This window comes from Lysinibacillus sp. NPDC096418 (assembly GCF_044762775.1).
Classification (GTDB): domain Bacteria; phylum Bacillota; class Bacilli; order Bacillales_A; family Planococcaceae; genus Lysinibacillus.
Window position 1 is genome coordinate 59,636 of the sequence record NZ_JBIWEY010000009.1, and the last position, 25,804, is coordinate 85,439.

At 37.4% G+C, this 25,804-nt stretch carries 25 protein-coding genes; 15 read left to right on the forward strand and 10 right to left on the reverse strand.

Features of this window, described 5'->3' with window-relative positions; genetic code table 11:
• Positions 1-6 precede the first annotated feature (6 nt).
• Positions 7-102, reverse strand: coding sequence for a stressosome-associated protein Prli42 (gene prli42, locus ACIQZG_RS09990; RefSeq protein ID WP_402755034.1), 96 nt, complete (start codon positions 100-102; stop codon positions 7-9).
• 124 nt (positions 103-226) lie between these two features.
• Here prli42 and mce point away from each other — a divergent pair, with 124 nt between their 5' ends.
• From mce to ACIQZG_RS10005, 3 genes are all read left to right on the forward strand, one after another.
• Entirely contained in the window at positions 227-640 is a 414-nt protein-coding gene (mce, locus tag ACIQZG_RS09995) for a methylmalonyl-CoA epimerase (protein ID WP_053594596.1), read from the forward strand.
• Between the two features lie 5 nt (positions 641-645).
• Entirely contained in the window at positions 646-2,193 is a 1,548-nt protein-coding gene (locus ACIQZG_RS10000; protein ID WP_402755035.1) for an acyl-CoA carboxylase subunit beta, read from the forward strand.
• A 352-nt stretch (positions 2,194-2,545) separates the two neighbouring features.
• Positions 2,546-3,499 carry a hypothetical protein gene (locus tag ACIQZG_RS10005; RefSeq protein WP_402755036.1) on the forward strand — a complete coding sequence of 318 codons (954 nt, stop codon included), beginning with the start codon at positions 2,546-2,548 and terminating at the stop codon, positions 3,497-3,499.
• A 407-nt stretch (positions 3,500-3,906) separates the two neighbouring features.
• On the opposite strand, the gene ACIQZG_RS10010 is transcribed toward ACIQZG_RS10005, so the two are convergent.
• On the reverse strand, positions 3,907-4,758 hold the full coding sequence (locus ACIQZG_RS10010) for an alpha/beta fold hydrolase (RefSeq protein ID WP_402755037.1): 852 nt from the start codon (positions 4,756-4,758) through the stop codon (positions 3,907-3,909).
• A 332-nt stretch (positions 4,759-5,090) separates the two neighbouring features.
• Here ACIQZG_RS10010 and ACIQZG_RS10015 point away from each other — a divergent pair, with 332 nt between their 5' ends.
• Both ACIQZG_RS10015 and ACIQZG_RS10020 read left to right on the forward strand, forming a co-directional pair.
• Positions 5,091-6,206, forward strand: coding sequence for a M20/M25/M40 family metallo-hydrolase (locus tag ACIQZG_RS10015; RefSeq protein WP_402755038.1), 1,116 nt, complete (start codon positions 5,091-5,093; stop codon positions 6,204-6,206).
• A gap of 252 nt (positions 6,207-6,458) precedes the next feature.
• Complete coding sequence (locus tag ACIQZG_RS10020; protein ID WP_402755039.1) at positions 6,459-6,944, forward strand: chemotaxis protein CheW; 486 nt, start codon at positions 6,459-6,461, stop codon at positions 6,942-6,944.
• A gap of 48 nt (positions 6,945-6,992) precedes the next feature.
• On the opposite strand, the gene nspC is transcribed toward ACIQZG_RS10020, so the two are convergent.
• The 4 genes from nspC to ACIQZG_RS10040 form a co-directional block, all read right to left on the reverse strand.
• Entirely contained in the window at positions 6,993-8,132 is a 1,140-nt protein-coding gene (nspC, locus tag ACIQZG_RS10025; RefSeq protein WP_402755040.1) for a carboxynorspermidine decarboxylase, read from the reverse strand.
• Complete coding sequence (locus ACIQZG_RS10030; RefSeq protein ID WP_402755041.1) at positions 8,129-9,358, reverse strand: saccharopine dehydrogenase family protein; 1,230 nt, start codon at positions 9,356-9,358, stop codon at positions 8,129-8,131. The genes nspC and ACIQZG_RS10030 overlap by 4 nt, the downstream gene beginning before the upstream one ends.
• A 214-nt stretch (positions 9,359-9,572) precedes the next feature.
• Positions 9,573-11,021 (reverse strand): tryptophanase, encoded by a 1,449-nt coding sequence (locus tag ACIQZG_RS10035; RefSeq protein ID WP_402755042.1) that lies wholly within the window; start codon positions 11,019-11,021, stop codon positions 9,573-9,575.
• 206 nt (positions 11,022-11,227) lie between these two features.
• The gene (locus tag ACIQZG_RS10040; RefSeq protein ID WP_402755043.1) at positions 11,228-11,434 is read right to left on the reverse strand and encodes a hypothetical protein; all 207 of its coding nucleotides are present in this window, start codon (positions 11,432-11,434) and stop codon (positions 11,228-11,230) included.
• A 508-nt stretch (positions 11,435-11,942) separates the two neighbouring features.
• On the opposite strand from ACIQZG_RS10040, the gene ACIQZG_RS10045 reads away from it, so the two are divergent.
• Positions 11,943-12,683: a tetratricopeptide repeat protein gene (locus ACIQZG_RS10045; protein ID WP_402755044.1), complete on the forward strand. Its 741-nt coding sequence runs from the start codon at positions 11,943-11,945 to the stop codon at positions 12,681-12,683.
• Between the two features lie 212 nt (positions 12,684-12,895).
• A complete protein-coding gene (locus ACIQZG_RS10050; protein ID WP_402755045.1) occupies positions 12,896-13,492 on the forward strand; it encodes a YdcF family protein in 597 nt (198 codons plus the stop codon).
• Positions 13,493-13,688: 196 nt separating this feature from the next.
• On the opposite strand, the gene ACIQZG_RS10055 is transcribed toward ACIQZG_RS10050, so the two are convergent.
• Positions 13,689-14,069 (reverse strand): rhodanese-like domain-containing protein, encoded by a 381-nt coding sequence (locus ACIQZG_RS10055; RefSeq protein WP_402755046.1) that lies wholly within the window; start codon positions 14,067-14,069, stop codon positions 13,689-13,691.
• A gap of 185 nt (positions 14,070-14,254) precedes the next feature.
• On the opposite strand from ACIQZG_RS10055, the gene ACIQZG_RS10060 reads away from it, so the two are divergent.
• Entirely contained in the window at positions 14,255-14,887 is a 633-nt protein-coding gene (locus ACIQZG_RS10060; protein WP_402755047.1) for a LysE family transporter, read from the forward strand.
• A 29-nt stretch (positions 14,888-14,916) separates the two neighbouring features.
• Here ACIQZG_RS10060 and ACIQZG_RS10065 read toward each other — a convergent pair whose 3' ends face one another.
• Both ACIQZG_RS10065 and ACIQZG_RS10070 read right to left on the reverse strand, forming a co-directional pair.
• Positions 14,917-15,963, reverse strand: a complete 1,047-nt coding sequence (locus tag ACIQZG_RS10065) for a Cj0069 family protein (protein WP_402755048.1) — start codon at positions 15,961-15,963, stop codon at positions 14,917-14,919.
• Between the two features lie 192 nt (positions 15,964-16,155).
• A complete protein-coding gene (locus ACIQZG_RS10070; RefSeq protein ID WP_402755049.1) occupies positions 16,156-17,073 on the reverse strand; it encodes a DMT family transporter in 918 nt (305 codons plus the stop codon).
• Positions 17,074-17,185: 112 nt separating this feature from the next.
• Between ACIQZG_RS10070 and ACIQZG_RS10075 the strand changes: the two genes are divergently transcribed.
• The 4 genes from ACIQZG_RS10075 (at position 17,186) to ACIQZG_RS10090 (ending at position 20,476) form a co-directional block, all read left to right on the forward strand.
• Entirely contained in the window at positions 17,186-18,058 is an 873-nt protein-coding gene (locus tag ACIQZG_RS10075) for an AraC family transcriptional regulator (RefSeq protein ID WP_402755050.1), read from the forward strand.
• 146 nt (positions 18,059-18,204) lie between these two features.
• Entirely contained in the window at positions 18,205-18,669 is a 465-nt protein-coding gene (locus tag ACIQZG_RS10080; protein ID WP_402755051.1) for a MarR family winged helix-turn-helix transcriptional regulator, read from the forward strand.
• Positions 18,670-18,936: 267 nt separating this feature from the next.
• Positions 18,937-19,974, forward strand: coding sequence for a beta-carotene 15,15'-monooxygenase (locus ACIQZG_RS10085; protein ID WP_402755052.1), 1,038 nt, complete (start codon positions 18,937-18,939; stop codon positions 19,972-19,974).
• A gap of 241 nt (positions 19,975-20,215) precedes the next feature.
• Positions 20,216-20,476 (forward strand): hypothetical protein, encoded by a 261-nt coding sequence (locus ACIQZG_RS10090; protein WP_402755053.1) that lies wholly within the window; start codon positions 20,216-20,218, stop codon positions 20,474-20,476.
• A gap of 95 nt (positions 20,477-20,571) precedes the next feature.
• Here the strand turns inward: ACIQZG_RS10090 and ACIQZG_RS10095 are convergent, their stop codons facing one another.
• The gene (locus ACIQZG_RS10095; protein ID WP_402755054.1) at positions 20,572-21,309 is read right to left on the reverse strand and encodes a FadR/GntR family transcriptional regulator; all 738 of its coding nucleotides are present in this window, start codon (positions 21,307-21,309) and stop codon (positions 20,572-20,574) included.
• Between the two features lie 246 nt (positions 21,310-21,555).
• Here ACIQZG_RS10095 and ACIQZG_RS10100 point away from each other — a divergent pair, with 246 nt between their 5' ends.
• The 3 genes from ACIQZG_RS10100 to ACIQZG_RS10110 all read left to right on the forward strand — a co-directional run bounded on the left by ACIQZG_RS10100 (position 21,556) and on the right by ACIQZG_RS10110 (position 25,587).
• Positions 21,556-22,941, forward strand: coding sequence for an FAD-binding oxidoreductase (locus ACIQZG_RS10100; protein ID WP_402755055.1), 1,386 nt, complete (start codon positions 21,556-21,558; stop codon positions 22,939-22,941).
• Between the two features lie 11 nt (positions 22,942-22,952).
• Positions 22,953-23,936, forward strand: coding sequence for a bile acid:sodium symporter family protein (locus tag ACIQZG_RS10105; protein WP_402755056.1), 984 nt, complete (start codon positions 22,953-22,955; stop codon positions 23,934-23,936).
• Positions 23,937-24,408: 472 nt separating this feature from the next.
• Positions 24,409-25,587 (forward strand): M24 family metallopeptidase, encoded by a 1,179-nt coding sequence (locus tag ACIQZG_RS10110; RefSeq protein WP_402755057.1) that lies wholly within the window; start codon positions 24,409-24,411, stop codon positions 25,585-25,587.
• The last annotated feature ends 217 nt before the right edge of the window (positions 25,588-25,804 follow it).

The following is a 25,804-nucleotide window of genomic DNA, read 5'->3' on the forward strand; positions in this document are numbered from 1 at the left end:
ATTTTCTTACGCTAGCATCGATAAACCAAATGCAAGAGTTGACACTACCATAATAATAATCATGGCATAGATAACGACTTTTTGAAATTTTTTATTGCTCATATGCTCGTTCGCTCCTTCTTTTCTTATAAATAGTTTAGCAAATCTGAAATATTTCTCAAGTAGTAGAGTTTTGTCGAAAAAGTCTGTAAAATAGAGATGTACCATAACAGAAGGAGATGTCACCATGGAGAAAGTAGACCATATCGGGATTGCGGTGCGCGATCTTGATGAACGCATTACATATTATACAGAAACTTTAGGTTTAAAGTTACTAAAAGTAGAAGAAGTTGAATCTCAACAGGTTCGTGTTGCGTTCATCGATGCTGGTAACGTGAAAATTGAGTTACTAGAACCTATGAGTGAAAAAAGTGCGATACACGGATTCATCGAAAAACGTGGCGAGGGCATTCACCACGTAGCTTTCGGTGTAACAGGAATTCGTGAGCGTATGGCTGAGCTTCGTGAAAAAGGCGTTCGTCTTTTATCAGAAGAACCAGGGCCGGGTGCAGGTGGTGCTGAGGTTGCTTTCATGCATCCAAAATCATCTTTCGGTGTGTTGTATGAATTATGCGATAAAAGTGGAAAAGGAGATAAGTGATCAGTATGGATATGTTCGACAAAATTAATGACTTGTATGACCGTAAGACGGTAATTGAACTTGGTGGTGGCTATGAGCGCATCGAGAAGCAACATGAAAAAGGGAAATTAACAGCTCGTGAGCGTATTGAATTATTACTAGATGAAGGTACTTTTTTCGAAATCAACCCATTCATTACACACCGTACAGTTGACTTTGGTATGGAGAAATTAGAAGGTCCTGGTGATGGTGTTGTAACTGGTTTCGGTAAAATTAACGGCCGTCCAGTATACTTATTCTCTCAAGATTTCACTGTATTCGGCGGTGCTCTTGGTGAAATGCATGCGAAGAAAATGGCTACAGTAATGGATCTTGCAGCGAAAAATGGTACGCCATTTATCGGCATTAATGATTCAGGTGGCGCTCGTATTCAAGAAGGCGTGCTTTCTCTTGATGGTTATGGTCACATTTTCTATCGTAACGCGATTTATTCGGGTGTAATCCCACAAATCTCAGTTATCATGGGACCTTGTGCGGGTGGGGCAGTGTACTCACCAGCAATTACTGACTTCATCCTGATGGTAGATAAAACATCTCAAATGTTCATTACTGGCCCTAAAGTAATTGAAACTGTTACAGGTGAAAAGATTTCTGCTGAAGACCTTGGTGGATCTAAAGTAAATAATGCAATTAGTGGTAATGCTCACTTCCGAGCACCTTCTGAAGAGGCTGCAGTTGAGCAAATTAAACAATTACTTAGCTACTTACCACAAAACAACAAAGAAAAAGCACCTCGTCAAGCGAAACCAGAGGGTGACGATTACCGTCCAGAAATCGTGGATGTTGTGCCAATCGAAACAACACGTCCATACGATGTACGTAAAGTTGTAGAACAAGTAGTTGACGAAGGTTCGTTCATGGAAGTTCACTCTGAATTTGCGAAAAACGTAGTAGTTGGTTTTGCTCGTATTGCTGGTGAATCAGTAGGTCTTGTATGTAACCAACCAAAAGTTTTAGCTGGTGGTCTTGATATTGATTCTTCAGACAAAGCAGCTCGTTTCATCCGTACTTGTGATGCGTACAATGTACCAATCATCACATTTGAAGACGTTTCTGGTTTCTTCCCAGGCGTTAAACAAGAGCATGGTGGTATCATCCGTCACGGCGCGAAAATCCTTTATGCATACTCAGAAGCAACTGTACCGAAAATTACAGTTATCCTTCGTAAAGCATACGGTGGTGCATATGTAGCCCTTAACTCTAAATCAATCGGTGCTGACCTTGTATTTGCTTGGCCAAATGCTGAAATCGCAGTTATGGGTGCAGCTGGTGCAGCAAACATCATCTTCGCACGTGAAATCGCGAAATCAGAAGATCCTGAGACAACGCGTGCAGCAAAAATCGAAGAATATAAAGAGAAATTCGCAAATCCATACGTTGCAGCATCTCGCGGTATGGTAGACGATGTTATTGATCCACGCGATACTCGTATCAAGCTAATCCAAGCGCTAGATATGCTTTCAACTAAACAGGAAACACGTCCAGAGAAAAAACACGGAAACATTCCGCTATAAGATTTGGATGGACAAACCCAGTAGCCTCTTTGGTTACTGGGTTTTTTAGAGTCGGAGTTTAGTAATGTCAGTTTTATGGTTCCTCACCAAAATGTGGGGTTGACATGGATTTGTTAATTATAGTGGAGCCAGCGTGACTCCTTTGTGACCAACATCATGTAGCTGACGCTTCAAAAAAAATCTGTTGCCCGAAGCGGCTTACTGGACGCCTCCAGGAAAGCACGCTGGCGGAACGGAAATCAACCCCTAGTCTTGGTGATGAGCTACTTTTATAGAAAAATGTATAAGAATGACTGAAAATTGAAACATTCTGTCCGCTCATACGTATATATTGATAAGGGAGATGAAGCGGATGGAATGGAGACAATTACAAAAAAATCAGGAAGAAATTCACACACAAATTCGAAATTATGAGAGATTAAGTGAGCAAAAAACTCTGATTGAAGGACAAATCGAGCATGCGAGGCAAGATATTACATATAACACCACGGTTCTCAATAAAATTCGCTTGAAACTCGATAAGCTAGAAGGCTTTTCATTTATGAATATGGTTCGTACTTGGACGGGACAACAGGATGAGCTTCGTGCTGAAAAAATAGACAAAGCGGCAGTCCTCGAATTAAAAATAAATGAAGCAAAAAAGATAAATCAAGATTTACGAAATGACCTTGAACAAGTAACAAAAAAATTAACGCAAATTAATCTTCCACAGTTACAAGAAGAGTTATCGCAGCTAAAAGTTAAAAAGAAAGTGTATCTCCAATTACATAATCCCGTCGAAGCACAGAAGCTTGAGCACTTAGTGGATGAGGAAATTTTGACAAAGCAATTGATGAAAGAAATTAATGAGGCACATGATGCAGGCGAAGTTGCATTATCGGCTCTTGGGCAAGCAGCTGCATCACTGCATTCCGCAGGTAGTTATTCGACGTGGGATACGTTTTTTGGTGGTGGGTTATTGGCGACACATTTAAAACACGACTCACTTGATAAATCAGAGAGTTATCTTCACAATGCACAAATAGCTTTGCAACGTTTCCAAAATGAGTTATTGGATGTGCAAAATATGTACACTCAATCATTACATGTGGAAACGGATGGTTTTGTAAAGTTTGCGGACTACTTCTTTGATGATATTTTCTCAGCATGGTCGGTACATTCTAAAATATCAACTGCTAGAGAACAGGTTTCACGTGTGCAAGATGATGTCCATAATACCCTTAGACGTTTGCAGGAAAAGCAAATTAAGGCCAAAGAATATATAGAAGAGCTTAAGCAGGAGCAAACTGTGATTTTAGAATGCTAATAGAGTCTGTGGGAAGCGTTTACACGTTTTTCCCACAGGCTTTTTTAAGTAATTTTCATAACAATTATGTTCATCTATAAAAGAATAGGCGCTTTCCACGGGCTTGGTTTCAGTCTTCTCCTTCGCTACGCTAGATGCGGGGCCTTTAGCTCTTGCTTTTCCCGTAGAAGAGTTTACTTTGCGACGAAAGCGAATGCTAGAGTGCAAAATCCTTTAAGTAATATTTTATTAGAGATTTTATTGAAAGGCTGTTTTCGTATAGATTGTTGCTATTAAAACATAAAGACCAAGTTGAACCTACACATTTTGTAGATTAACCTGGTCTTTATGTTTGAGCTTTCGTAAGTTCTTATTCAATTAAAGCACCCGTGTCAGTTAAAGAAGAACTATAATTTGTTAATGTACGTTTAACTAACATAATTTTGCACACTAAACTCCTGTATAGTGTTAACGAATTTTTCATTTTCCTCAATAAATGGGAAGTGATTGCTATATTCAAAGATGACAAGGCGTGAATTTGGTAAAAGTTTATGAAGCTCCTCGGAAAATTCAACAGGACATTGCACATCATATTTTCCACATAAAATTAAAGTAGGAATAGATTTGTTCTTAATTTTTTCGCTAACATCATACTTACGAAATTCAGAGCTATAGGCTCTCATTCTTGATTTGTTAATCCCTATGTTTTCGATTTCTTTATAATGCTCTTCTATTTTTTCTTTATTGTGGAGGCATAATTGAAAAAAATTTTTATTTGCTTCCTCTTTTGTCTTTTTACTCATTAATGGAAATAACATTTTAAAGAAAATCTTAGCTGCTTCTTTTCTGTATTTTCGATTTTCCACATTGAATAAGTTGTTTTTAGAATGATTAATCTTATTAGAAGCTGCCGTTCCACATAAAATAATTTCAGATAATTTTCCTTGGTACATATTTAAGTAAGTTAATCCTAAAAAACCACCTGTTGAATGACCAGCAAATGCCCAAGTATTATATCCTAATTTTTCTCGAATACTTTCTAAATCTTTTACTGTTTCTTCCATTGTTAATTCCTTTTTGGAGTTTGCTTTGCAAGTGTGCCCAGCGTTCTTCAAGTTCACTAATATTACTTTGTAATGTTCACCTATTATTTTTGAGTAGGGCTCATCACCTGATGAAAATTCTTGATATAAATGTGAAATGCAAATAGGTTTTGTTCCTTTTCCTCCAATAAACACTTCAAATTCTCCTCTATTCGTTTTTATTATTTCTTTTATCAATGAAAAGTTCCCCCTTTAAACTTTTTCATATACCATCTTCAATTGTAACATTTTGTAAATGGATGTTGTTCCCTTTTAAACAATAGGATTTAAATTATCTATTTACCTATTATTAAGTTGCTTTATTATCAGATAAAACCTCTTTTCTTATTGAACTGTTCTGCACCGTTAGTTGAATAACAACAATCTTTGAGAAAACAGCCTATTGAAAAAACACTTTTTCAGTGGGCAGCCAAACTCTGACATAATTGATTTCAACCGCTCGTCCGTTATGATAAAATATAGGGGATACTATAGCGTGTAAAACACGTGAACTAAGGGAGTCCTACAACATGACAAGTCGTTTAGTAGAAGAGTTTTTTGAACTTGTACAAATTGATTCAGAAACAAAGTATGAACAAAAGATTGCTCCGGTATTAATGGATAAATTAACAGCACTTGGATTTACAGTAGAGCAAGACGATGCACATACACGTAATGGCCACGGGGCAGGGAATATAATTGCTACGTTAAAAGGTACTTTAGATGTAGAGCCAATCTATTTCACTTCTCACATGGATACAGTTGTTCCAGGTAAGGGCATTAAACCTTCAATCCGTGAAGACGGCTATATCGTTTCAGATGGAACTACGATTTTAGGTGCTGATGATAAGGCTGGTCTTGCGGCATTATTTGAAATGGCGAAACGCTTAAAAGAACAGAATATTGCCCATGGTGATATTGAATTCATCATTACAGCAGGTGAAGAGAGTGGACTAGTCGGTGCGATGGAATTAGATGCTTCTAAAATTAAAGCAAAATACGGCTTTGCAGTGGATAGTGATGGTAAAGTCGGAGGAATCGTGACAGCAGCTCCTTATCAAGCAAAGATTTTTACTAAAATTATTGGTAAAACGGCACATGCTGGTGTTGCGCCAGAAAAAGGTATATCGGCTATTACTGTTGCATCGAAATGTATTGCACAGATGAAGCTTGGTAGATTAGATGAAGAAACAACTGCGAATATTGGTCGTTTTGAAGGCGGTCAAGCAACAAATATAGTTTGTGATGAAGTGACGATTATAGCAGAGGCACGTTCGATTGACAAAGCAAAATTAAATGCACAAACAAAGCATATGCAGGATACATTTGAGCAGGTAGCAGCTTCATTGGGTGCGCGTGCTGAGGTGGAAGTAACGATAATGTACCCAGGTTTCCGTGTGACAGAGCAAGATAAGGTCGTGCAAGTAGCGATGGCAGCTGTGCATAATATTGATCGTACACCACAGCTAGGTATTTCAGGAGGCGGCTCTGATGCGAATGTCATTGCAGGCTTTGGAATTCCTACGGTTAATCTTTCTGTTGGGTACGAAGATATTCACACTACAAATGAGAAGATTCCAGTCGAAGAACTCGAAAAATTAGCAGATTTACTTGTAGAAATTGTAAAAGAGTCTGCCAAGCATTAATAACAGCTTTAAATGAGCAAAATTGGCTCTTTGCCAAAACATAATTACTAATATTTCCACAATGCTAGATAGAGCTTGTAGCAACTGCGCGAGACTCCAGCAGGAATACATGAGACGTAAGACGCAACAAACCGCGCTTAGCGAGGGTTACGGCTTACGATGTGCCTGCGGAAAGCTCTATACTATTAATAGATTGGAAATAACTATTTTTAGATTTGCTCATTGTTAGTAACAAATTAAAGGGGTGACCGCATGGAAAGTGTAAAAACAGTTGTGTTTGCTTGTGGAACAGAAGAGTATGCTGTTCCAGTAGAACAAGCGATATCGATTGAAAAGCTAGAGCATGTCACACCGATTCCCCATTTACCTAATTACTTATTAGGCTTTACGAGAATTCGCGGGGAACTTATACCGGTGCTTGATTTTGAGCGTATATTGTATAATCGCTCGACAACGTCATCGACAGCTCGAATTATTGTCTTAAATACAGATATCGTAAATTATGGTTTGCTTGTAACGGATGCGAAAGAAATTCTCGATTTTGATGAGTCTGTTTTAAAACAAGTAGGTCTTGTAAATTATTCGAAGACACGCTATTTTACAGCTGTGGCAAATCTAGAAAATCGTATGATCACGTATGTTGATCCGAAAGTTTTAGTAAATTCACTTGATGGTATTCGTGAAATTATTAACTACTTACACAAAATGCTTGAAAATGAAAAAAACGTAGAGGCTTAAGAGCTCTACGTTTTTTTATAATTATACTAAGTTACTTTTTTAGACAAATTATGAAAGTCTTCCACTATAGTCTTCAAATTTAAACTCACGAATGACCTTGATGCCTTCTTCGTCGTTGTAAGAAACGATCGCAGGAAGATTCACACCATTAAACATATGGTTTTTTACCATCGAGTAGTGTGCCATATCAGTGAAAATAAGTTTATCACCTGTTTTTAATGGTTGTTCAAAAGAATAGTCCCCGATAATGTCCCCAGCAAGGCATGTAAGTCCGCCTAAACGATAAGTGTGTGCTAGTTCATTTGGTTGTCCGGCACCGATAATAACAGGGCGGTAGGGCATTTCAAGTACATCTGGCATATGACATGTTGCAGATGTATCTAAAATAGCAAGGTCCATTCCGTTCTGTTGTATATCTAATACTGTAGCAACTAGATAGCCAGTGTTTAAAGCCACGGCTTCACCCGGCTCTAAATATACTTGTAAATCGTATTTGTCCTGGATGTAGTTAATAATGCCAACAAGCTTTTCCACATCATAATCTTCACGTGTAATATGGTGTCCGCCACCGAAGTTTAACCATTTCATTTGGTAAAGGACTTCACCAAATTTTTCCTCCACTACAGCAATTGTACGCTCAAGTGTGTCAGAGTTTTGCTCACACATCGTATGGAAGTGGAGACCATCGATGCCGTCTAACTCGTCATGCTTAAAGTTTGCAAGCGTTGTGCCAAGGCGAGAGTTTGTGAAGCAAGGGTCGTAAAGGGCTGTTTCAATTTCTGAGTACTCAGGATTCACGCGAATACCACACTCAATTGTTTTACCAGCTGCCTTCACTTTATCTTTGTACTGTGCCCATTGGTTAAACGAGTTAAAGACGATGTGATCGACATAGCCTAGTAGTTCGTCCATTTCATGTTCAACATAAGCAGGGGCATAGACATGGACTTCTTTACCCATTTTTTCATAACCAAGACGTGCTTCGAATAAAGAGCTAGACGTAATACCAGCTAAATATTCACCGACTAAAGGGAATGTCGAATGCATCGAAAATCCTTTTAGTGCAAGTAAAATACGACAGCCTGTACGGTCTTGAATGGATTTTAAAAGTTCTAGGTTTCTCGTTAATAGCCTTTCATCCACTACATAGGCAGGGGATGGGACTTTCGTGAAGTCAATAGGTTTCATCGGCTTAGTTCCTTAGCTTTTTCATCAAGGTCTAATAATTCTGGATTATGACTTTCTTGCCATGGAAGGCCCCATTTATTTAATGCATCCATGAATGGATCCGGATCGAATTCTTCCACATTGTAAACCCCAGGCTTTTGCCAAGTGCCGTTCATCACAAGCATTGCACCGATCATGGCCGGTACGCCAGTTGTGTATGAAATTGCTTGTGAACCAACTTCGTTATAGCATTCTTCGTGATCACATACGTTATATACGTAATATGTTTTTTCCTTGCCATCTTTTAGTCCACGAACGATACAGCCGATATTTGTTTTACCTTTTGTACGTGGCCCAAGTGAAGCAGGATCTGGTAATACTTTCGATAAGAAATGAATTGGTTGAATCATTTTGCCTTCATATTCGATTGGCTCAATTGATGTCATACCAACATTCTCTAATACTTTTAAGTGTGTTAAATATTTCTCAGAGAATGTCATCCAGAAGCGGATTTGTTTTAAACCTTTAATATTTTTAGAAATAGATTCTAATTCTTCATGATACAGAAGGTAGATATCTTTTGGTCCGATTTCTGGTAAGTTGTACACTTCTTTTTTCTCAAGTGGTGCTGTTTCAATCCACTCGCCTTCTCTCCAGTAACGACCATTCGCTGTAATTTCACGGATGTTGATTTCTGGATTGAAGTTTGTTGCAAAGTGATAGCCATGATCACCAGCATTTGCATCGACGATATCAATATAGTGAATTTCATCGAATTCATGTTTTTGCGCATGAGCTGTGAAAACGCCTGTTACGCCAGGGTCAAAGCCACTACCAAGTAGTGCAGTTAGACCAGCTTTTTCAAACTTCTCTTTGTAAGCCCATTGCCATTTATATTCAAATTTTGCCGTTTCAGGTGGCTCGTAGTTTGCAGTATCCACATAGTGCACACCTGTAGCTAAGCAAGCATCCATAATCGTTAAATCTTGATAAGGCAGTGCTACGTTAATGACTACATCAGGTCCAAAGCTCTTAATAAGCTCGATTACCTCGTCAGTATTGTCAGCATCTACCTGTGCGGTTTGAATCTTTGTCTTTCCGCCGTCTAGTTTTTCTTTTAGAGCGTCACATTTTGAAACAGTTCTACTTGCGATACAGATTTCCTCAAATACGTCCGAATTTTGAACACACTTGTGTACCACAACGCTGGCTACTCCGCCAGCTCCTATAATCAATGCTTTACCCAATTGTCTACCCCCAGGTTCATAAAAAAGTATTTTCAAACAAGCTGATTATACAGAAAATTGTTTCAAGTCACAATAATTGTTTTGAAATTTTCTACAAAAAAATCCACTTTCCTACAAAAAACCTCCATTTTTAAAAAGGAATCATTCTGAAAAGGAAGGTTTTTTGACAAAAAGAAATCCTCTCTGCAGGTTAGTACAGAGAGGAATCGTTAAATTATAAGCTATCTCCAAAGTCCTCACGGAATTTATCAGCTAGCAATTGTGGCCAAGCCGAAGTTGTACCGAGCTTACCGAAGAAGAAACGCAGAACTTTTGGTTCGTCTACGAATTCTAAACCGCCAATTAGATCACGATTTTCATATAACCAGACGATACGATCTATAGCATATTTCACCTGTGATAATGTAAATACACGTCGAGGTAGTGCAAGACGTACAAGTTCCATGGCTGATAGTGTTTCTACTCCATTTTCGTCACGTTGCTCTGACAATGTACCGCGTTCCATCCCACGTACACCACCAACGATATATATTGCTGCAGCAAGTGCTCCAGCAGGATAAGCGCTTTGTTCTACGTGAGGTAAAAAGTCCGAAGCATTCACATGGCAACCTAGACCCCCAGCAGGCGTAACAACTGGTACGCCATGTTTTACAAGTTCTTCGGTCATATAGGCGATAAATTGTGGACCTTGGTTAATCATTTGTTCGTCCATTGTTTCTTCTAGGCCAATTGTGATTGCTTCCATTTCACGTACTGACATCCCACCATATGTTAGGAAGCCCTCATATAGCGTAATGTACTCTCGCATTTTCATGTAAGCATCTTCGCTATTTGTACAAATACCACCACCACGTGCACAGCCTAATTTACGTGCAGAGAAGTAGATGATGTCTGATAAATCTGCCATTTCACGTGTAATGTCACGAATCGTCGCGTATTGATATTGCTCCTCGCGCTCTTTGATGAAGTGAAGATTATCAGCCAATAAGCTGGCATCCAAAATAAGAAGTAAATTATGCTCATCACACACTTTACGTACATCACGCATATTTGCTAATGAGAATGGTTGCCCACCGATTAAGTTAGTACCTGCCTCCATACGAACAAAGGCAATTTTTTCAGCGCCATTTTCAGCAATTAACGCATTCAATTTATCAATATCAACATTTCCTTTGAATGCTACATCACTTGTTAAGTTAAGTGCTTCTTCTAAGAAAATTTCTTCGACCTGGCCACCATTCAGTGAAATATGGGCCTTTGTAGTAGTAAAGTGATAGTTCATCGGTACAATCGAACCTGGTGTTACATACACTTGTGCAAGAATATTTTCACATGCACGACCTTGGTGTGTAGGTAGGAAATATTTTGTACCAAAAATTTCTTCAACTTTATTTTCAAGTTTTGTAAATGTAGCAGAGCCAGCATAGCTGTCATCTGCTTCAAGCATCGATGCTTGTTGACGATCACTCATTGCGTTAACACCGCTATCAGTTAGCATATCCATGAAGATGTCTTCATTTTTCAGTAAAAATGTGTTGTAGCCAGCTTCTTGTATCGCCTCAACGCGACGTTCGATCGGTGGTAAGTTTAACTTTTGTACAATTCGAACTTTGTGCATTTCTAGTGGAATATTTTCGCCTGAATGAAATTTAATGTTTGTCATTATGTATCTCCCCTGATTTTGAATATATGTATTTTAATAATTTAACGCGTTGAACTGTTAAATCATAAATCCATCATACTAAAGAGAGAATAGTTTGAATAGTCATTTTAATTATTTATTTATAAATTCTGAAGATTTAATGAATTGTTGAGTAAGTTATAGACTTTTGTATGAAGAACAAAATTTGGTGAATTATCTGTTCTATTTTATTTTGAAATATGATTTGTCATGGGTTCTTCTCTGTCACTCCAAACATAAAGGACAGTGATTAAGAGAGTACTAAAGAGTCCCATCACTAAACCATATGTGCCAAGCTCAATTTTTATTTGACTTTGAGTAGCATACACAAAAATAGCCCCTAACGTTAGAAAATTTCCAATGACAAGCGATAAAAAGTTAGTGAATTTGCTCATTATTAATACCCCCTTATAAATAAATTTTCTTATAAATATCTCATAATTCAGATTATTTAGAAAGTTCCTTTATTACTATTTAAGTTAAAAAATAAAGATTCTTATAAATACATCTTTTTGTAGTATGATACTGCCGGCGTGGTGACAACTGGCTATACTTATTTTACTATCGGTTTTATTCAACCTGAAGAGATAGGTAAAGTATAATCAGGAGATAATGTAGAATTGGCTGAAATTAGAGGTTAAATTAATTAGACAATTGAACATAAGGGGATTTTCAAATACAGTATATTTTAAATCTTGACGTAACATTACCGGAACTTGATCATTAGCTTGCCTCAAAAGGTTTTGCTCTTAGGGATTCATTACAAAAAGATAAAGAAACTATTATGATGTTTCTATAAAAAAACACTCAAAATATTAATTGAAAGAAAATATCTAATTTTCACACTAAAGATGGTAAACTTATAGAAAGACTTTTTCTTTAAGTGAAGGCGGGATTTTAATAGTGATTAAACAGTTTGATGAGAGAGTAAAATATATCAATGAATTATTTGAAAGTGGGCAAGTAAAGGAAAGTTATGAGGTCGCAAAAGCGTTATTAGCTGATCCATCGTTTGTGTCGGATGAGTCATTTTTAATGGTGCAGCAACATGTAGCATTGTTACAAGCAAATGGCTATGACAATATGCCAAAACCGACTGAGGTTAAGTTAAAACAAAGTGTTGAACGTGCGGACGAATCGTATCCAGAGCGTGATGTTTTAGCTGCATATTTGGGCAGTCAGGATTCGGAGCTATTTGGCAAGGTTGTGGATGAATTATTGGTAGGACCAGTGGAAGCACAGGCAAATGCTTATTACACAATGGCAGAGTTTTTTTGGTTGGCAAAAGAAAATGATAAAGCGATGGCACAGTATGCAGAGGCTGTTAAATTACAGCCGAATAAAGCGCTGTATTGGGGAGCTTTCGCACAGTTTATCAATCGTATAGAAGGAAGCCCATATTTAGCACTCCGCTTAATTGAAGAAGCACTCCAGTTAGACAGTATGAACCCACGTTGGTATTTCGTGCAGGGGAATATTCTGTTACAGTTTGTCGCAACTACGAAAAATTTAAGCTATTTACCAGCGCTTGAAGAGGCTTGGAGTAAGGCGGAAAAACGTTGCAGTGCCAAGCAAGTTGCATTAAAAGTGGAGCTGGCAAAGTCAAAAGATGCCCTTGCACAGTGGAAGAAACAAATGTTATAAAAAGGCGAAGCTTCTCTCATTGAAAAGGAGGGAAGCTTCATTTCATATTGTTGAATATAAATTACATCAATAAATTCTAAGTGATGATTATTTGAGGATTTGTCCAATGAACCTGTTGATTTCCGTTACAGGGGGGAAATGTGAGTTGATAGCGAGATATCATTAAAGTTATCACTAACGACGACTTGAATAGCGTAAAGGATGGATTTAAATTGACGAAAAAATTAGGTTTAAGATTAATCTTTGGCATAATAGTTAGTTTTCTTATTTTTATATGCTATTCAGCTTTTAGCATTTTGTCTTTTAGTGTCAAAGTTCAATTAGTTAAAACTGATGTTGCTGTAGTACTTGGTGCTGCTGCTTGGGATCAAGAACCATCTCCTGTTTTACGCGAGAGGATAAATCATTCTATCTGGCTTTATGAGAATGATTATGTAGATAAAATTATTTTTACTGGTGGCAAGGGCAAAGGCGATAAGTATGCAGAGTCTGAGGTTGCAAGGGATTATGCTATTAAAAACAATGTTAATTCTGAAGATATACTGATTGAAACTAAATCCAAAATCACAGAAGAAAACTTAAAATACGCTTATGAAATTGCAGGTGAGCAAAACATCAACACATTTACTATTGTAAGCGACCCAATGCATATGAAAAGAGCAATGTTAATGGCAAAAAACACTGGAATGGAAGCATATTCATCACCTACGCAAAGTTCCGTATATAAGACATTGAGTAGTAAAGCACCGTTCTTCTTACGAGAGTTGTTTTTCTATATCGGTTATATTTTAAGTTTGCCATTTAGGTAATTTTAGTTAGAAAAGGACATTAAACCGTTGTCCTTTTCTTTTCATCAAACAGAGCTTATTTTTAAGGAAATTATAGACTTTTAATCGTAGAATAAGCTAAAGCGATGGAATGCATTTTTTTGGTTTCCGGTTCTGGGTTCCCTAGCAGCTGAGGCTCACACGATGTGACATTGCAGATCGCATTTAATCGAGTGCTTTACCGACTTTGTTCTTCAGTAATAATATCACCAGTCCAAGAGCTCATGCCTTGTTTGACATTAAGCACTTGGAAGCCTGCCTTTGTCAGTTGTTCACTCGCTGTTTGTGAGCGATTGCCGCTTTGACAAATAATGATATAGTTCTGGTCTTGCTCGAGTGAAGCGTATTCACCCTTTGAAATGGAAGTGAGTGGAACGTTTAATGCGTTTGGAATGTGACCGCCGTTGTATTCTTCAATTTCCCGAACATCAACAATTTGCCAGCCATCTGAGACTTTGCTTTCAATAGTTGTTATTTCTATCGTTTCATAGGATTTTTCGCTAGCTGAGCAACCAACAAGTAACAATACTGCTACAAGCGTTAAAAATATTTTTTGCATGGATTATCCTCCTAAATAATTATTTAATACGTACTAGGGTATAGTACGTTGGGGAAATAGAAAAGTCAATATGTAACGTTTTTGTATAAATATTTATATATAGTAATTATAATGAATTTTTATGCTATAATAATCGTATAAACGGACGTATGAAGCTTATTTTAATACATGAAAGAAGTGTTTTTTTGAGTTTATATTTAGCATATGTGATGGTCGGGCTTGCGATTGCTATGCCTGTAGGTGCTATTACCGTAGAAATGACGAAGCAAGGTTTGAAGAATGGCTTTATACATGGTTGGGCTGTTGGGCTAGGTGGTATGACAATCGATATACTACTAATTTTTGCTTTGTATATGGGACTTGCCTCTATCTTAGCAATGCCGATTATTCAAGTTCCAATGTGGCTTATAGGAGCAGGGTTTCTCTTGTTTTTAGGATACGATTCCATCAAAAATGCCGATCAGGGAATAACGTTGTCAGGGGAAAAGGTGTCAAAATCCTTTTTCAGTTCTTATCGGAATGGCTTATTTGTGGCGGTATCCCCAGGGAATCTTGTTTTTTGGATTAATGTTTTTGGTGTTGTACTGGCTAAGTCGTATGATCACGGAGAGTCGACAAATTTTCTTATCGTAGCTGCCGGTGTTTTAAGTGGTATTTTGCTACATGATGTAGGCTTGATGGCGATTATTTCTATAACAAGGAAGGCCATGAATCATACGATGATTAAGAGGTTAACGATTGCAGCTGGAGTGCTGTTACTTGGATTTGCTGGCTATTTCATTTATGAATTTATTTTATCCATTCAAGTGTATATTTAAAAAGTGCGACGATGTGTCGCACTTTTTTATTAAGCTGTAATTTCAATAGTTTCTCTTATGCAAGCTAAAATTTCTTCGGCTACCTGGTGTGCAAGCGTTAGCTCGGATGTGAAGCCCACACACGAACAATTCATTTCCCCTAATATATAGCAGTCCTCGCCAGACTCATCTGTATCTAGCATGAAATCAGCTGTCCAAATCAACGGTAACGCATAATTACCAAGTAGATTTCTCACCTGTGGCAACGATGTTAAGAAATTTTGTACAAGTTCTTCCCATTCTTCTGGAGAATCATAGCGATATTGTGCACCTGAGAAGAGTGTAGCGCTGAAGGCATCTTCAGAATTTGCTGGTTTTTTATGTACAACATGAACAGGTTTATCACGAAGCATGAATAAACGGATTTCGCCTTCTGTAATTCGTGGTAGGAAACGCATATCAATTAACATACCATTTGTGCCAGTGATGTACTGTTCACAAAATGACATGAACTCGCCAAGCTTCCAGTATTCTACATGATTGTCTTTCGCTTCTGTACATTTAATCTGTGCATCAAGTGGCACTTCGTTGACACCTTCTGCAAGCGGCTCTACTAACTTTACGCGCCAAATACCTTCCCCAGTTGAACCTCGATTTTGCTTCAAGACACGCTCTGTGATGGCAAGCGCTTTTGGAAATTGAGCTTTAAAGGCTTCGATTGTGTAATAAGCGAACGTATCGTCTGGCACGAGGTTTGTCGATACAAGTTTTGACAGAACGTCTTTAGAACCATAACCAATCATCGCATCGGGATGTGGCATACCAATTACGCCTGCTGTACATAAATCTCGTAACATTTCGAAATACTCCACCTCATGTTGAAGATTCCCTGGATTTATTCGGGAAACATAAGCAACCCCATTTTGTTTTACATAATTAAATATTTCATCTTTTTTTGTTACATCAAAGAAAATTACTTCCGCATCTTGACCACGTTCTTTTAGTGCATCAACCATTGGCATTGTATCTTTACGATGACCATCTGAACCCTTATCACTCCCACCTTGCACCTCGAAAAATATTACTTTTTTCTCCAATCAAACTCCCCCTTAGTGGTAAATAATATTTTCAGTATAATGCACAAAGCAGAAAATAAGCTACATAAAATATGTAAAAGATATGTATATTTTCACAGCGATAAAAAGGACATATAGGTATTAGTAGCCTATTGATATTAGATTTATCTGATGAAAAGAGTTGTATGGGGACTAATGTGCTTTTTTTTTATATTATTTAGCTGTTCTTTGAAAGGTGGTTAGATATAAAATCATACATAAAATTAAGAGTGTTCCTATAAATTGAAAAAATCCGAAGTCGATTTGTAGCCATAAAACACTAGTTACGACTGCCGCGAGCGGTTCTAAACTCCCGAGTAAACTGGTTTCTTTCGGCGATAAATATTGTAAGCTTTCAATGTAAAACCAAAAGGCCAACATTGTACCAAATATCACAATGAAGATGAAGTAACCAGTTGTTTCAAAAGTCCAACTCGAGACATTTATTTGCCAAGGTCGATGGAAAATACTCATGATACAGCCCCCTATTAGCATTGCCCAACCTACAACGAGAAGTGAGTGGAATTGCTTTAAGAGAGGGACAGCGTACAATGTGTAAAAGGCAGCTGAAAGCCCCGATAAAACACCCCAGATAATTGCCGGAGTAGGAACAGAAAATGTAGAAATGGAGCCATTGGTGAGCAGCAAAAATGTCCCGATAAGCGTTAACGTCACTGCGATCCCATCGTGCTTGGTTAATTTACTGTGCCGAGTGAGTACATAGTACGCCATTATGAAAAGTGGTGATAAATATTGTAGCATCGTAGCTACAGCCGAGTTGCCATGTGAAATAGAAGCCATGTAAGTATATTGCACAGCCAGCATGCCAACTAAGCTAAAAAGTATTTGTCTAAATGCACTTTTTCGTGTTTGCCAAATGGCAAAAATAGAGTCTTTGCGATGGGTTATTTTGTAGATGACTATGAGTAGAATGCCAGCCGCTAACAGTCTACTAGAAACGAGCCAGCCCACCTCAATATTTTCTTGTTGAAATAGACGCTGTGCTACCGTACCACCAATGCCCCAAAAACTTGCGCCTAAAATAACAAGGGTCAATCCAATTGTTTTATTTTTTTTGGCTAGTTGATTCATGTTGCAACATCTCCTAAACTATCAATATAAGATGATTATAGTAAATTTAAACAAGTAAAAATATCGTATTTCACTTGAAAAGTATCAATATATTGAGGTGAGGAAATTGGCGTTGACACACATAAAATTAGCGAAAGACCTACAGGAATTAAAATCTCACGGTTCAAAGTCATTTCCAGTGGCCCTTTATGAAACGATATTACGCTTAGACAGAACAGATTTTCTACCTTTACATTGGCATAAGGAAATTCAATTTGTCTACGTAAAAACGGGTCGTATTTTATACCAAGTAGGGTATGAGTCTTTTGTGTTAGAAGCGGGAGAAAGTCTATTTGTGAATGGGGGTCGATTACATGCGGCTAAGCCTTTTGAGGTGGAGGATGCAGTATTTTATTGTATAAATGTAGATCCAATAATGCTAGCTGGGCATGAAAATAGTATTTTCGCTACTCAATATGTATTGCCATATGTCGTTGAAGGAAGACGCTCTTTTGTGAAATTGTCAGTTGATGTGGCAAATGAGGTGGAGGCTGTAGCAAAATTATTAAAGGAACAGAAGCGGCTGTATGAACTGAAAGTATGGCGGGGGCTATTACATATATGGGAGTCCTTGTTGGAGCAATCTTCATTGATGGAAGAACAAGTAACGATTTCAAACGTTGTGCAGCATGAGAGAGTAAAGCAAATGATTGATTATTTACATACACACTATATGGAAAAAGTGTTGCTAGATGACTTGGCAGCCCATGTGTTTTTAAGTCGTGCCGAGTGTAGCCGCTTTTTTAAGAAAATGGTTGGCATGACTACGTTTGAGTATTTACTTCATTATCGTCTTCAGAAAAGCATGGAGTTACTACGAAATAAGGAGCGTTCAATTACAGAAATTGCTGCTGATACGGGTTTTAGTACGGTAAGTTATTATATTGAAAAGTTTAAGGAATACACAGGCTACTCTCCATATGCATATAGGAAAGCTTTTTTGTAAGGTTGTTATTTTTAGCTATGTAAAACAGCTGCGGAGTGTTTACGACCGTTTTTTGTTCTGTTTGACAAATTGAGGAAATGTGATAAAGTATAATTAATAGTCAAGTTATCTTGACTATTAATTATACTTTAAGGATTTGAGAATTAATGGCACAACGCGATGAGAAAATATATCAACTTGTACAGGATATTAATGATGCAATTTATTCAATGGATAGCCATTTTGTAAAAGTATACCAACATTTAGTGACGGATGATTTATCAGCTAAGCAAATGATTCTCATTGATTTTATCAATAAAAATTCAAATGTGACGATTGGTCAAATTGCACAATACCTTAATATCACTTCAAGTGCTGTTGGACAGCTAGTTAGTAAACTGGAAGAGCAGAACTACCTTTCACGTAGAATTAACCCGGAGAATCGCCGTGAAATTTTTGTGCAATTGGATGTAGCGGGAGTCAAGTATTTCGAAAAAGAGGAAGAAATAAGACGTTTTATCGTTTCGAAATATTATTCAAAGATGGAAATGGATGAATTGGAGCAATTGAAATATATTGTTGAGAAGTTAAGTGGGATTGTGTTGAAAGAGAGTGCTCTAGATGAAGAGTAAGAAAGACTTTCTGGAGAACTTGCTGTCAAGATGTGAATAGTATCGTTCACTCTAAAGGATAATGAGTAACTATTATTTCTGATGACAATAGTTGGTTCATTACCAAAAGTCGGGGATGACATTTGATTAAAGTACTTGATGATTGGATTTCCGGCTGAACGCCCCTTGGAAAGCGCTCAGCCGGAACAGAAATCACCCTTAAGTTATGGTGATGAGTCCAATATTTTGATGTGTAAGAGACTATAGGGGTAGACGGGAGAGATAGGAATGGTAGCATTAAAGAAGAAACAGAATGTTTGGTTAGCTTTTTTACTATTGGTATTAGTAAGTAATTACATGATCTACAATACAGGCTTTGGCCTTTCCATTATAAAGGGAGAATCACAGGGTGTTGTAGTTGGGTCTTTGATTGATTTTGTCGTAATCATGCCTGTGTTATTTATGCTGTATAAACGGAAGTTTTCTGTTAAGCAAGCTGTTCTTTTAGCAGCTTCTGGTTGTATTGCTGCGCGATTTATTATCCCGATAGAGTATTTACAACCTTTTGTAGCTGTAACATGGGTTGGTTTTGCTATAGAAGGCGCGTTAGTTTTATTTGAAGTATTACTCGTAGTGACACTTGTTCGTTACATGCCAAAAATAATTGCTGATGTTAGAATGAGTCCATCGCCTGACTTGTTCGCATATGCAAACGCCGTTGAACAACACGCACCAAAGTATTCTATCATTCAAGTAATTTGTGCTGAGTTATTAATGTTTTATTATGCATTTGCGAGTTGGAAGAGAAAAGCAAAACCGGGTCTAACTTTGCATAAAAACTCTAGTTACATCGCATTTCAAATTATGATTATTCATGCCATTGTTATTGAGACAATGGGTATCCATTGGTGGCTACATGAGAAATCAATGCTCCTTTCGATTATTTTACTGTTAATCAATGTATATTCGGTAGTGTTTTTTGTGGGAGATATGCAGGCAATTCGTTTGAATCCGGTTCATGTAACGCATGATCGATTATATTTGTCACTTGGCTTAATGAAGCGAGCGGAAATTCGTTTTGCAGATATTGAAGAAGTAATTGAAGATAAAGCCCGATTAGAAGGCAAATTATCAAAGGATACGATTGATTTTGTAGTACGTGATTTTGACAAGGTGTACCCACAGTTTATTTTAAATATGAAGGAACCTATTGATGTGACGATTATTTTAGGTTTTAAAAAGAAATATAAAAAAATTGCGATAAAAGCAGATCAAGTACAAGAATTTAGAGAAATGCTTGTACAAGGAATGGTCAATAACAAATGATAAAAAGGTGGATGCCAGAACGAATGAGGGCATCTGCCTTTTTAATTTTATCAGATAGGTATTTTAGTAAGTAGTGAGAGTTCTATTCCATATACTGAGTGTTTTCTTTTTTACACGAACCTCAATTTTCCCATTAAATTATTTCAATTTGCTACTAATACCCACTTTGATTTAAACATCCGCATTAAAAAAGTGGATTCAGAATATGATTTAACAATGATTATTTTAGGGAGGTTGAAATTTGAGTAAAAGCAAAGATTATTTTAATATAACGGATCTTTTATCGGGTGTTGAAAATGATGCTGCTAAACTGGCTGTAATTGCTGGGATAATTACTACATTGGGTGATGGTCTAGCTACAGTTGCAGCAATTATGGCATTAGAAGAAGCGCAGCAACCTACTACCAGTAACGATATCAACTCGAACAAAATAGATGAATTAGAAAAGCAAGTTCAATATTTAACAAAGGAATTAAATAAACTTAAATACTCAAGAAAATAGATCTCAAGGCTAGTAAGCTATGGACTGCATGATATTAAAAGCGACTTCAACCCAGCGAAGATAAAAGTTTATATGTAAAATACTAACATAGGGAACTATAATTGAGTCTTCTCGTGTTTTTCTTCAACATGAAATAATAGTGACTCCGTTAATTCTCTCCTTATTTGCTTAATATGCTTTTCCATGAGCAGTTTGGCTTGGTTTGCATCGCCAGCTGCGATTGCCAAGTATATTTCCTTATGTTCATCAACAGTCTCTTGTATACGTTCAGGATCTTTCAATCGTTGTCTTCGGGTAGCTCGGATTGTATCTTGCATATGTTCACTAAGAGTTTGGATTAATTGTAAAAATATCGAATTATGTGAAGCAAGCACAATATTGATATGGAAACTTAAATCAGCTTGAATTCCTAATTCAACATCATTTTTAACTCGATCCATCATTTCTAATGCTTTACCAATTCGTTCTAAGTCTTCAGAAGTGGCTCGTTGTGAAGCTAGAAAGGCACATTCTACTTCAAGTGCCTGGCGAAGCTCTAGCATTTCATATATTAGTTTTTTTTCAGTTTTTATGATTGTAGATGAAAGCTCTTCACCAAAAGATTGGTATTCTGGTGTTTTGATAAAGCTGCCACTGCCTTGTTTAATTTCTATAATTCCTTTTATTTCAAGCTTCCGAAGTGCCTCTCTAACCGATGTTCGACTTACACTAAAACGACTCGCTAATTCTCTTTCCGTCGGGAGCTTATCTCCAGGCTGTAATTCCCCATTTAAAAAATATTCTCTTATTTGATCAACGATTACTTGATATGCTTTCTTCTTTGGTTGCGGCATTCCCTATGTTCCTCCTCTCAAATATATGTTTAATAAACGCTTTAATCATACAAAAATAATTTAAGATTATCAATTTTAGAAAAATGAAAATTGTTGATATTTTCAGAATATTTAGTATGATAATAAAAGGTTGGACCAATTCTAATAATCGGATGAATTGGTATGACATATATATTAATAATTAAAACTACCAAAATACTATTAACAAGTACGTTAGAAGAATGAGCGTAAAAAGGGGAGAAAAAAATGATTGCAACAAATGAAGAAGTGATGATTGCTCTACGAAGTATTGTTTCAGAAAGCCAAGTAACGATCAATCAAACAATTTTAGAACAACATAGCAGTGATGAATCGTATCATAGTACAAGTCTTCCAGATATTGTTGTGTTTCCGACAACAACAGAACAAGTGAGTAAGATAATAAACATAGCAAACCAATATAAAGTACCAATAGTACCGTTTGGAAGAGGCACAAGCTTAGAAGGGCATGTTATTCCTTATGACCACGGGATAACGATTGATTTTTCCCTCATGAACAAAATACTAGAAGTTAGAGATAAGGATTTTCTTGTAATTGTTCAACCAGGGGTAACGCGTTCTCAGTTGAATAAAGAGTTGAAAAAATACGGATTGTTTTTCTCTGTGGATCCTGGAGCAGATGCAACACTCGGAGGAATGGCAGCCACAAATGCTAGTGGAACAACATCTGTTAAATATGGAGTTATGCGCGATCAAGTTCGAGATTTAGAGGTTGTTTTATCAGATGGTACTGTGATTCATACGGGGAATTTAGCAGAAAAATCTTCATCAGGTTATCATTTAAACGGTATATTTGTAGGATCTGAAGGAACGCTTGGTTGCTTTACTGAATTGACGTTAAGAGTCTATGGGATTCCTGAACATGTTATGGCTGCACGAGCATCCTTTGAAACAGTCAATGATGCTGTCGAAGCAGTCGTTAGTATTTTACAAGCTGGAATTCCAATTGCAAGAGTTGAACTGGTAGATGAACCTTCAATGAAACAAGTGAATTTGCATAGTAAAACAGCTTATGAGGAACAACCCACCTTATTTTTAGAGTTTCAGGGAAATGAAGCTGGCTTAAAGCAAGACGTTGAATTTATGAAAGACATTGTAGCAGAGTACAATTGTGAAAATATTGAATTTGAGGCTGATAATGCAGCTCGAAATCAGCTGTGGGAAGCACGTCATAATTTAGCATACGCCTATGTCCATGGACACCCAGGAAAAAAGCTAATGGTGACGGATGTTTGTTTACCAATTTCCGAGTTAGCAGGTGCTATTGACCATGCAAGAGAAGCACTAAATTCGCAAGCACTTACAGGGGGGATTGTCGGTCATGTCGGTGATGGAAATTTCCATGTTCTGTTAATGATTGATATGAATGATTCGGAAGAAGTAAAAAAAGCTGATGAGTTCAATGAATTGATTGTGATGTATGCACTTGAACGAGGTGGAACTTGTACAGGAGAGCATGGTGTCGGTGTAGGTAAACAGAAATACCAAGAGAAGGAACATGGAAAAGCTCTGCTTGTAATGGAAAAAATTAAACAAGCGCTCGATCCTGACACGCTTTTGAATCCGAATAAAATTTTAAAAATTAAGAATTAGGGAGTGGGAATATGAAAATTTTAGAAGCCATTAGTACGATAGCAGGAAAATACTTTGCCGTATGGGTCATCTGTATAGCTGTTATAGCTTTTATAGTTCCGGACCCATTTTTAATATTTGGAGGATATATCACAATTTTGCTAGGCATCGTTATGTTTGGTATGGGGTTGACGTTAAAAGCGGTGGATTTCAAACTGATCCTAACGAATCCAGTACCAGTCATCATTGGTGTATGTGCCCAATATATTATCATGCCACTTACCGCTTTTTTAATTGCTTATATTATGAACTTGCCTGCAGAATTAGCAGCGGGATTAGTCCTGCTTGGTTCTGTTCCAGGAGGGACGGCTTCAAACGTCATGGTATATCTAGCTAAAGGGAATGTACCATTATCAATCACCATGACATCTTTTTCAACGTTATTAGCACCAATTACCACACCATTAATACTACTATTACTTGCAGGGAAATGGATGCCAGTAGACCCAATGGCAATGTTTACTTCAATTATTCAAGTGATTATTTTTCCAATTATCTTAGGTATTGTTATAAGGAGATTCGCCCCTCAGGTTGTAGAAAAAAGCATTAACGTTATTCCTCTTATCTCAGTAGTTGCTATTATAATTATTGTCTCGGCAGTTGTTGCGGGCAATGTCGATAGCATCGCTTCGGCTGGATTCATTATTTTTACGGCAGTAGTGCTCCATAATACATTTGGATTGCTGTTGGGTTATTTAACAGGGCTTGTGTTAGGACTTGATGAAAGTAATCGAAGAGCTATTTCTATTGAAGTGGGAATGCAAAACTCTGGTTTAGGAGTAGCGTTAGCCACTGCTCATTTTGGTCCATTAGCCGCTTTACCTAGTGTTCTTGGTGCTGTTTGGCATAATATTTCGGGTCCGATCCTCGCCACTTATTGGTCGAAAAAAACGGAGAATGTAGAGAACCAGCTCAATGAACAGATTCAGGAAAGCAACGTCGGAACACATATTTAAAAGTGAAATTAAGATGAGAAATATTCACTGCCAACGAACAATGTTGTTGTTTAATAAGTAGGTCTTTGATTTATCACCCTTACAAGGTCCTTTGTTTCTCTATTGATCTCCCGATATTTCTTTAGTTACCATATACACCCCACACAGGACGGGAGTGTGAGTAGATGCTAACGCAATCTGAGCTGGGGTGTATGGTAAGAAAATATAGGGAACTATTACGTACTCTTGAAAATCACATGGCTTTGATTGAAACAGGGGAATGTTAGGAGTGGTTTAGGCAAAGTATTATTCTTTAAGCCTATTTACAAGAAAAGGAGCTAAAATCATTTAGCTAATACTACTAAAATAATAGATAATGAATAGGCCAATGCTTAAGGAACTACATTCAACTAGCCAAAAGTCATTTTTCACTAATTTGCAACGTATAATAGGGGGACTATGGAAATTATTGAAATATGTTGAGGTGATAGGAATGCTTAAGCCAGAACTCATCAACCGGATGAAGCAATTGCAAGAGAGGTTAGTTACGAACGAATATGACGCTTATATTATTACTGCGGAAGAAGACATCTGGTATTATACAAACATTACATACAAACCAGAGGAACGTCCCTTTTTCATCGTCGTTGTCCCAAATCAAACACCTATATTACTTGTACCAAAGCTTGAAGAATCTCACGTACATAAAAGTATTATCAATTATAATATTGTTGCTTATTGGGAGTTTCCATCTTTAGAGGGGAGCAATTGGTATGATCGATTAAACCAGTTGATCCAAGGTTATTCACGAATAGGAATTGAGAGTAATATGCGTGCAGACATATATAATCTTGTGCAAGCAAGGGAACTAGTTTTAGCGAAGTTAGTCGAAGAACAACGGAAAGTGAAAAGCGTCTATGAACTTGGGAATATTCGCATGAGTGCTAAAGTATGCGATGAAGCAATGACGGATATTTTTAATACGATTTATCGAGGAGCTAGTGTCTTAGAACCTTTTACCTTGTCAAAAAAAGTACAAACCAACCTGATAAAAACAAAGCAATTTGACCCAATCACAACGTCATTGCTTACAGCAGTTTGGAATGCACCAGCAAGTGCGATGCCACATAGTATTCCTGCACTAGGCGATCAATTTGGAGATGGACCGAATGTCGCGATGGCCTATTATCGAATTAACGGCTATTCAGCAGAGTGTGAACGGACGTTTTTTCTTGGACAACCTACCAAAGACGATGTGGAAATGTTCCAACATATGCAAAACGCACGAAATCAGGCGTTGAGTATGGTCCGTGCAGGTGTAAGGGCAGCCGACATCGATGCAGAGGCACGAGCTTATTTTGATCAACACGGGCTACTGCAACGTTTATTACATCGGACCGGGCATGGAGTAGGCTTGAGCAATCACGAAGGCCCGTATATAGCAGAAGGTAGTAATGAAATATTAGAAGAAAATATGGTGATTACGATTGAGCCTGGTATCTATATTGAGGGGATAGGCGGTTACCGACACTCTGATACTATCCGTGTAACAAAGGATGGCTATGAAGTGCTTACAACATTTCTGAATGATCTAGCCGATATGACGATCACCAAATCTAATATAATCGCAAAGCTAAAAGGGAAGTTTATACAGAAGTATTTGAAGCTTTGATGTTGCACATTTTACTTATATTATTTAGAAATTAAACTGAAAATCTCACACCCTATTCAAACAATTGTATTTAATTTCAAGCGTGTTGATTAGGGAATAATTGTATGGTTTTTATCGCGATTCCTCAGCTTTTCCATAAAAAGTTTACCTTATGAATAACGCCACTTTTATAGATTTCCGCTACAGGCTACTCGACTCCTGCAGGAAAGCGAGTAGC

Coding starts and splice junctions, on each gene's coding strand:
- ACIQZG_RS10100 (WP_402755055.1), top strand. CDS start 21,556: ATGATTGCAACAAATGAAGAAGTGATGATTGCTCTACGAAGTATTGTT.
- mce (WP_053594596.1), top strand. CDS start 227: ATGGAGAAAGTAGACCATATCGGGATTGCGGTGCGCGATCTTGATGAA.
- ACIQZG_RS10040 (WP_402755043.1), bottom strand. CDS start 11,434: ATGAGCAAATTCACTAACTTTTTATCGCTTGTCATTGGAAATTTTCTA.
- nspC (WP_402755040.1), bottom strand. CDS start 8,132: ATGAAACCTATTGACTTCACGAAAGTCCCATCCCCTGCCTATGTAGTG.
- ACIQZG_RS10095 (WP_402755054.1), bottom strand. CDS start 21,309: ATGCCGCAACCAAAGAAGAAAGCATATCAAGTAATCGTTGATCAAATA.
- ACIQZG_RS10035 (WP_402755042.1), bottom strand. CDS start 11,021: ATGACAAACATTAAATTTCATTCAGGCGAAAATATTCCACTAGAAATG.
- ACIQZG_RS10080 (WP_402755051.1), top strand. CDS start 18,205: ATGGCACAACGCGATGAGAAAATATATCAACTTGTACAGGATATTAAT.
- ACIQZG_RS10020 (WP_402755039.1), top strand. CDS start 6,459: ATGGAAAGTGTAAAAACAGTTGTGTTTGCTTGTGGAACAGAAGAGTAT.
- ACIQZG_RS10055 (WP_402755046.1), bottom strand. CDS start 14,069: ATGCAAAAAATATTTTTAACGCTTGTAGCAGTATTGTTACTTGTTGGT.
- ACIQZG_RS10005 (WP_402755036.1), top strand. CDS start 2,546: ATGGAATGGAGACAATTACAAAAAAATCAGGAAGAAATTCACACACAA.
- ACIQZG_RS10070 (WP_402755049.1), bottom strand. CDS start 17,073: ATGAATCAACTAGCCAAAAAAAATAAAACAATTGGATTGACCCTTGTT.
- ACIQZG_RS10085 (WP_402755052.1), top strand. CDS start 18,937: ATGGTAGCATTAAAGAAGAAACAGAATGTTTGGTTAGCTTTTTTACTA.
- ACIQZG_RS10105 (WP_402755056.1), top strand. CDS start 22,953: ATGAAAATTTTAGAAGCCATTAGTACGATAGCAGGAAAATACTTTGCC.
- ACIQZG_RS10110 (WP_402755057.1), top strand. CDS start 24,409: ATGCTTAAGCCAGAACTCATCAACCGGATGAAGCAATTGCAAGAGAGG.
- ACIQZG_RS10015 (WP_402755038.1), top strand. CDS start 5,091: ATGACAAGTCGTTTAGTAGAAGAGTTTTTTGAACTTGTACAAATTGAT.
- prli42 (WP_402755034.1), bottom strand. CDS start 102: ATGAGCAATAAAAAATTTCAAAAAGTCGTTATCTATGCCATGATTATT.
- ACIQZG_RS10000 (WP_402755035.1), top strand. CDS start 646: ATGGATATGTTCGACAAAATTAATGACTTGTATGACCGTAAGACGGTA.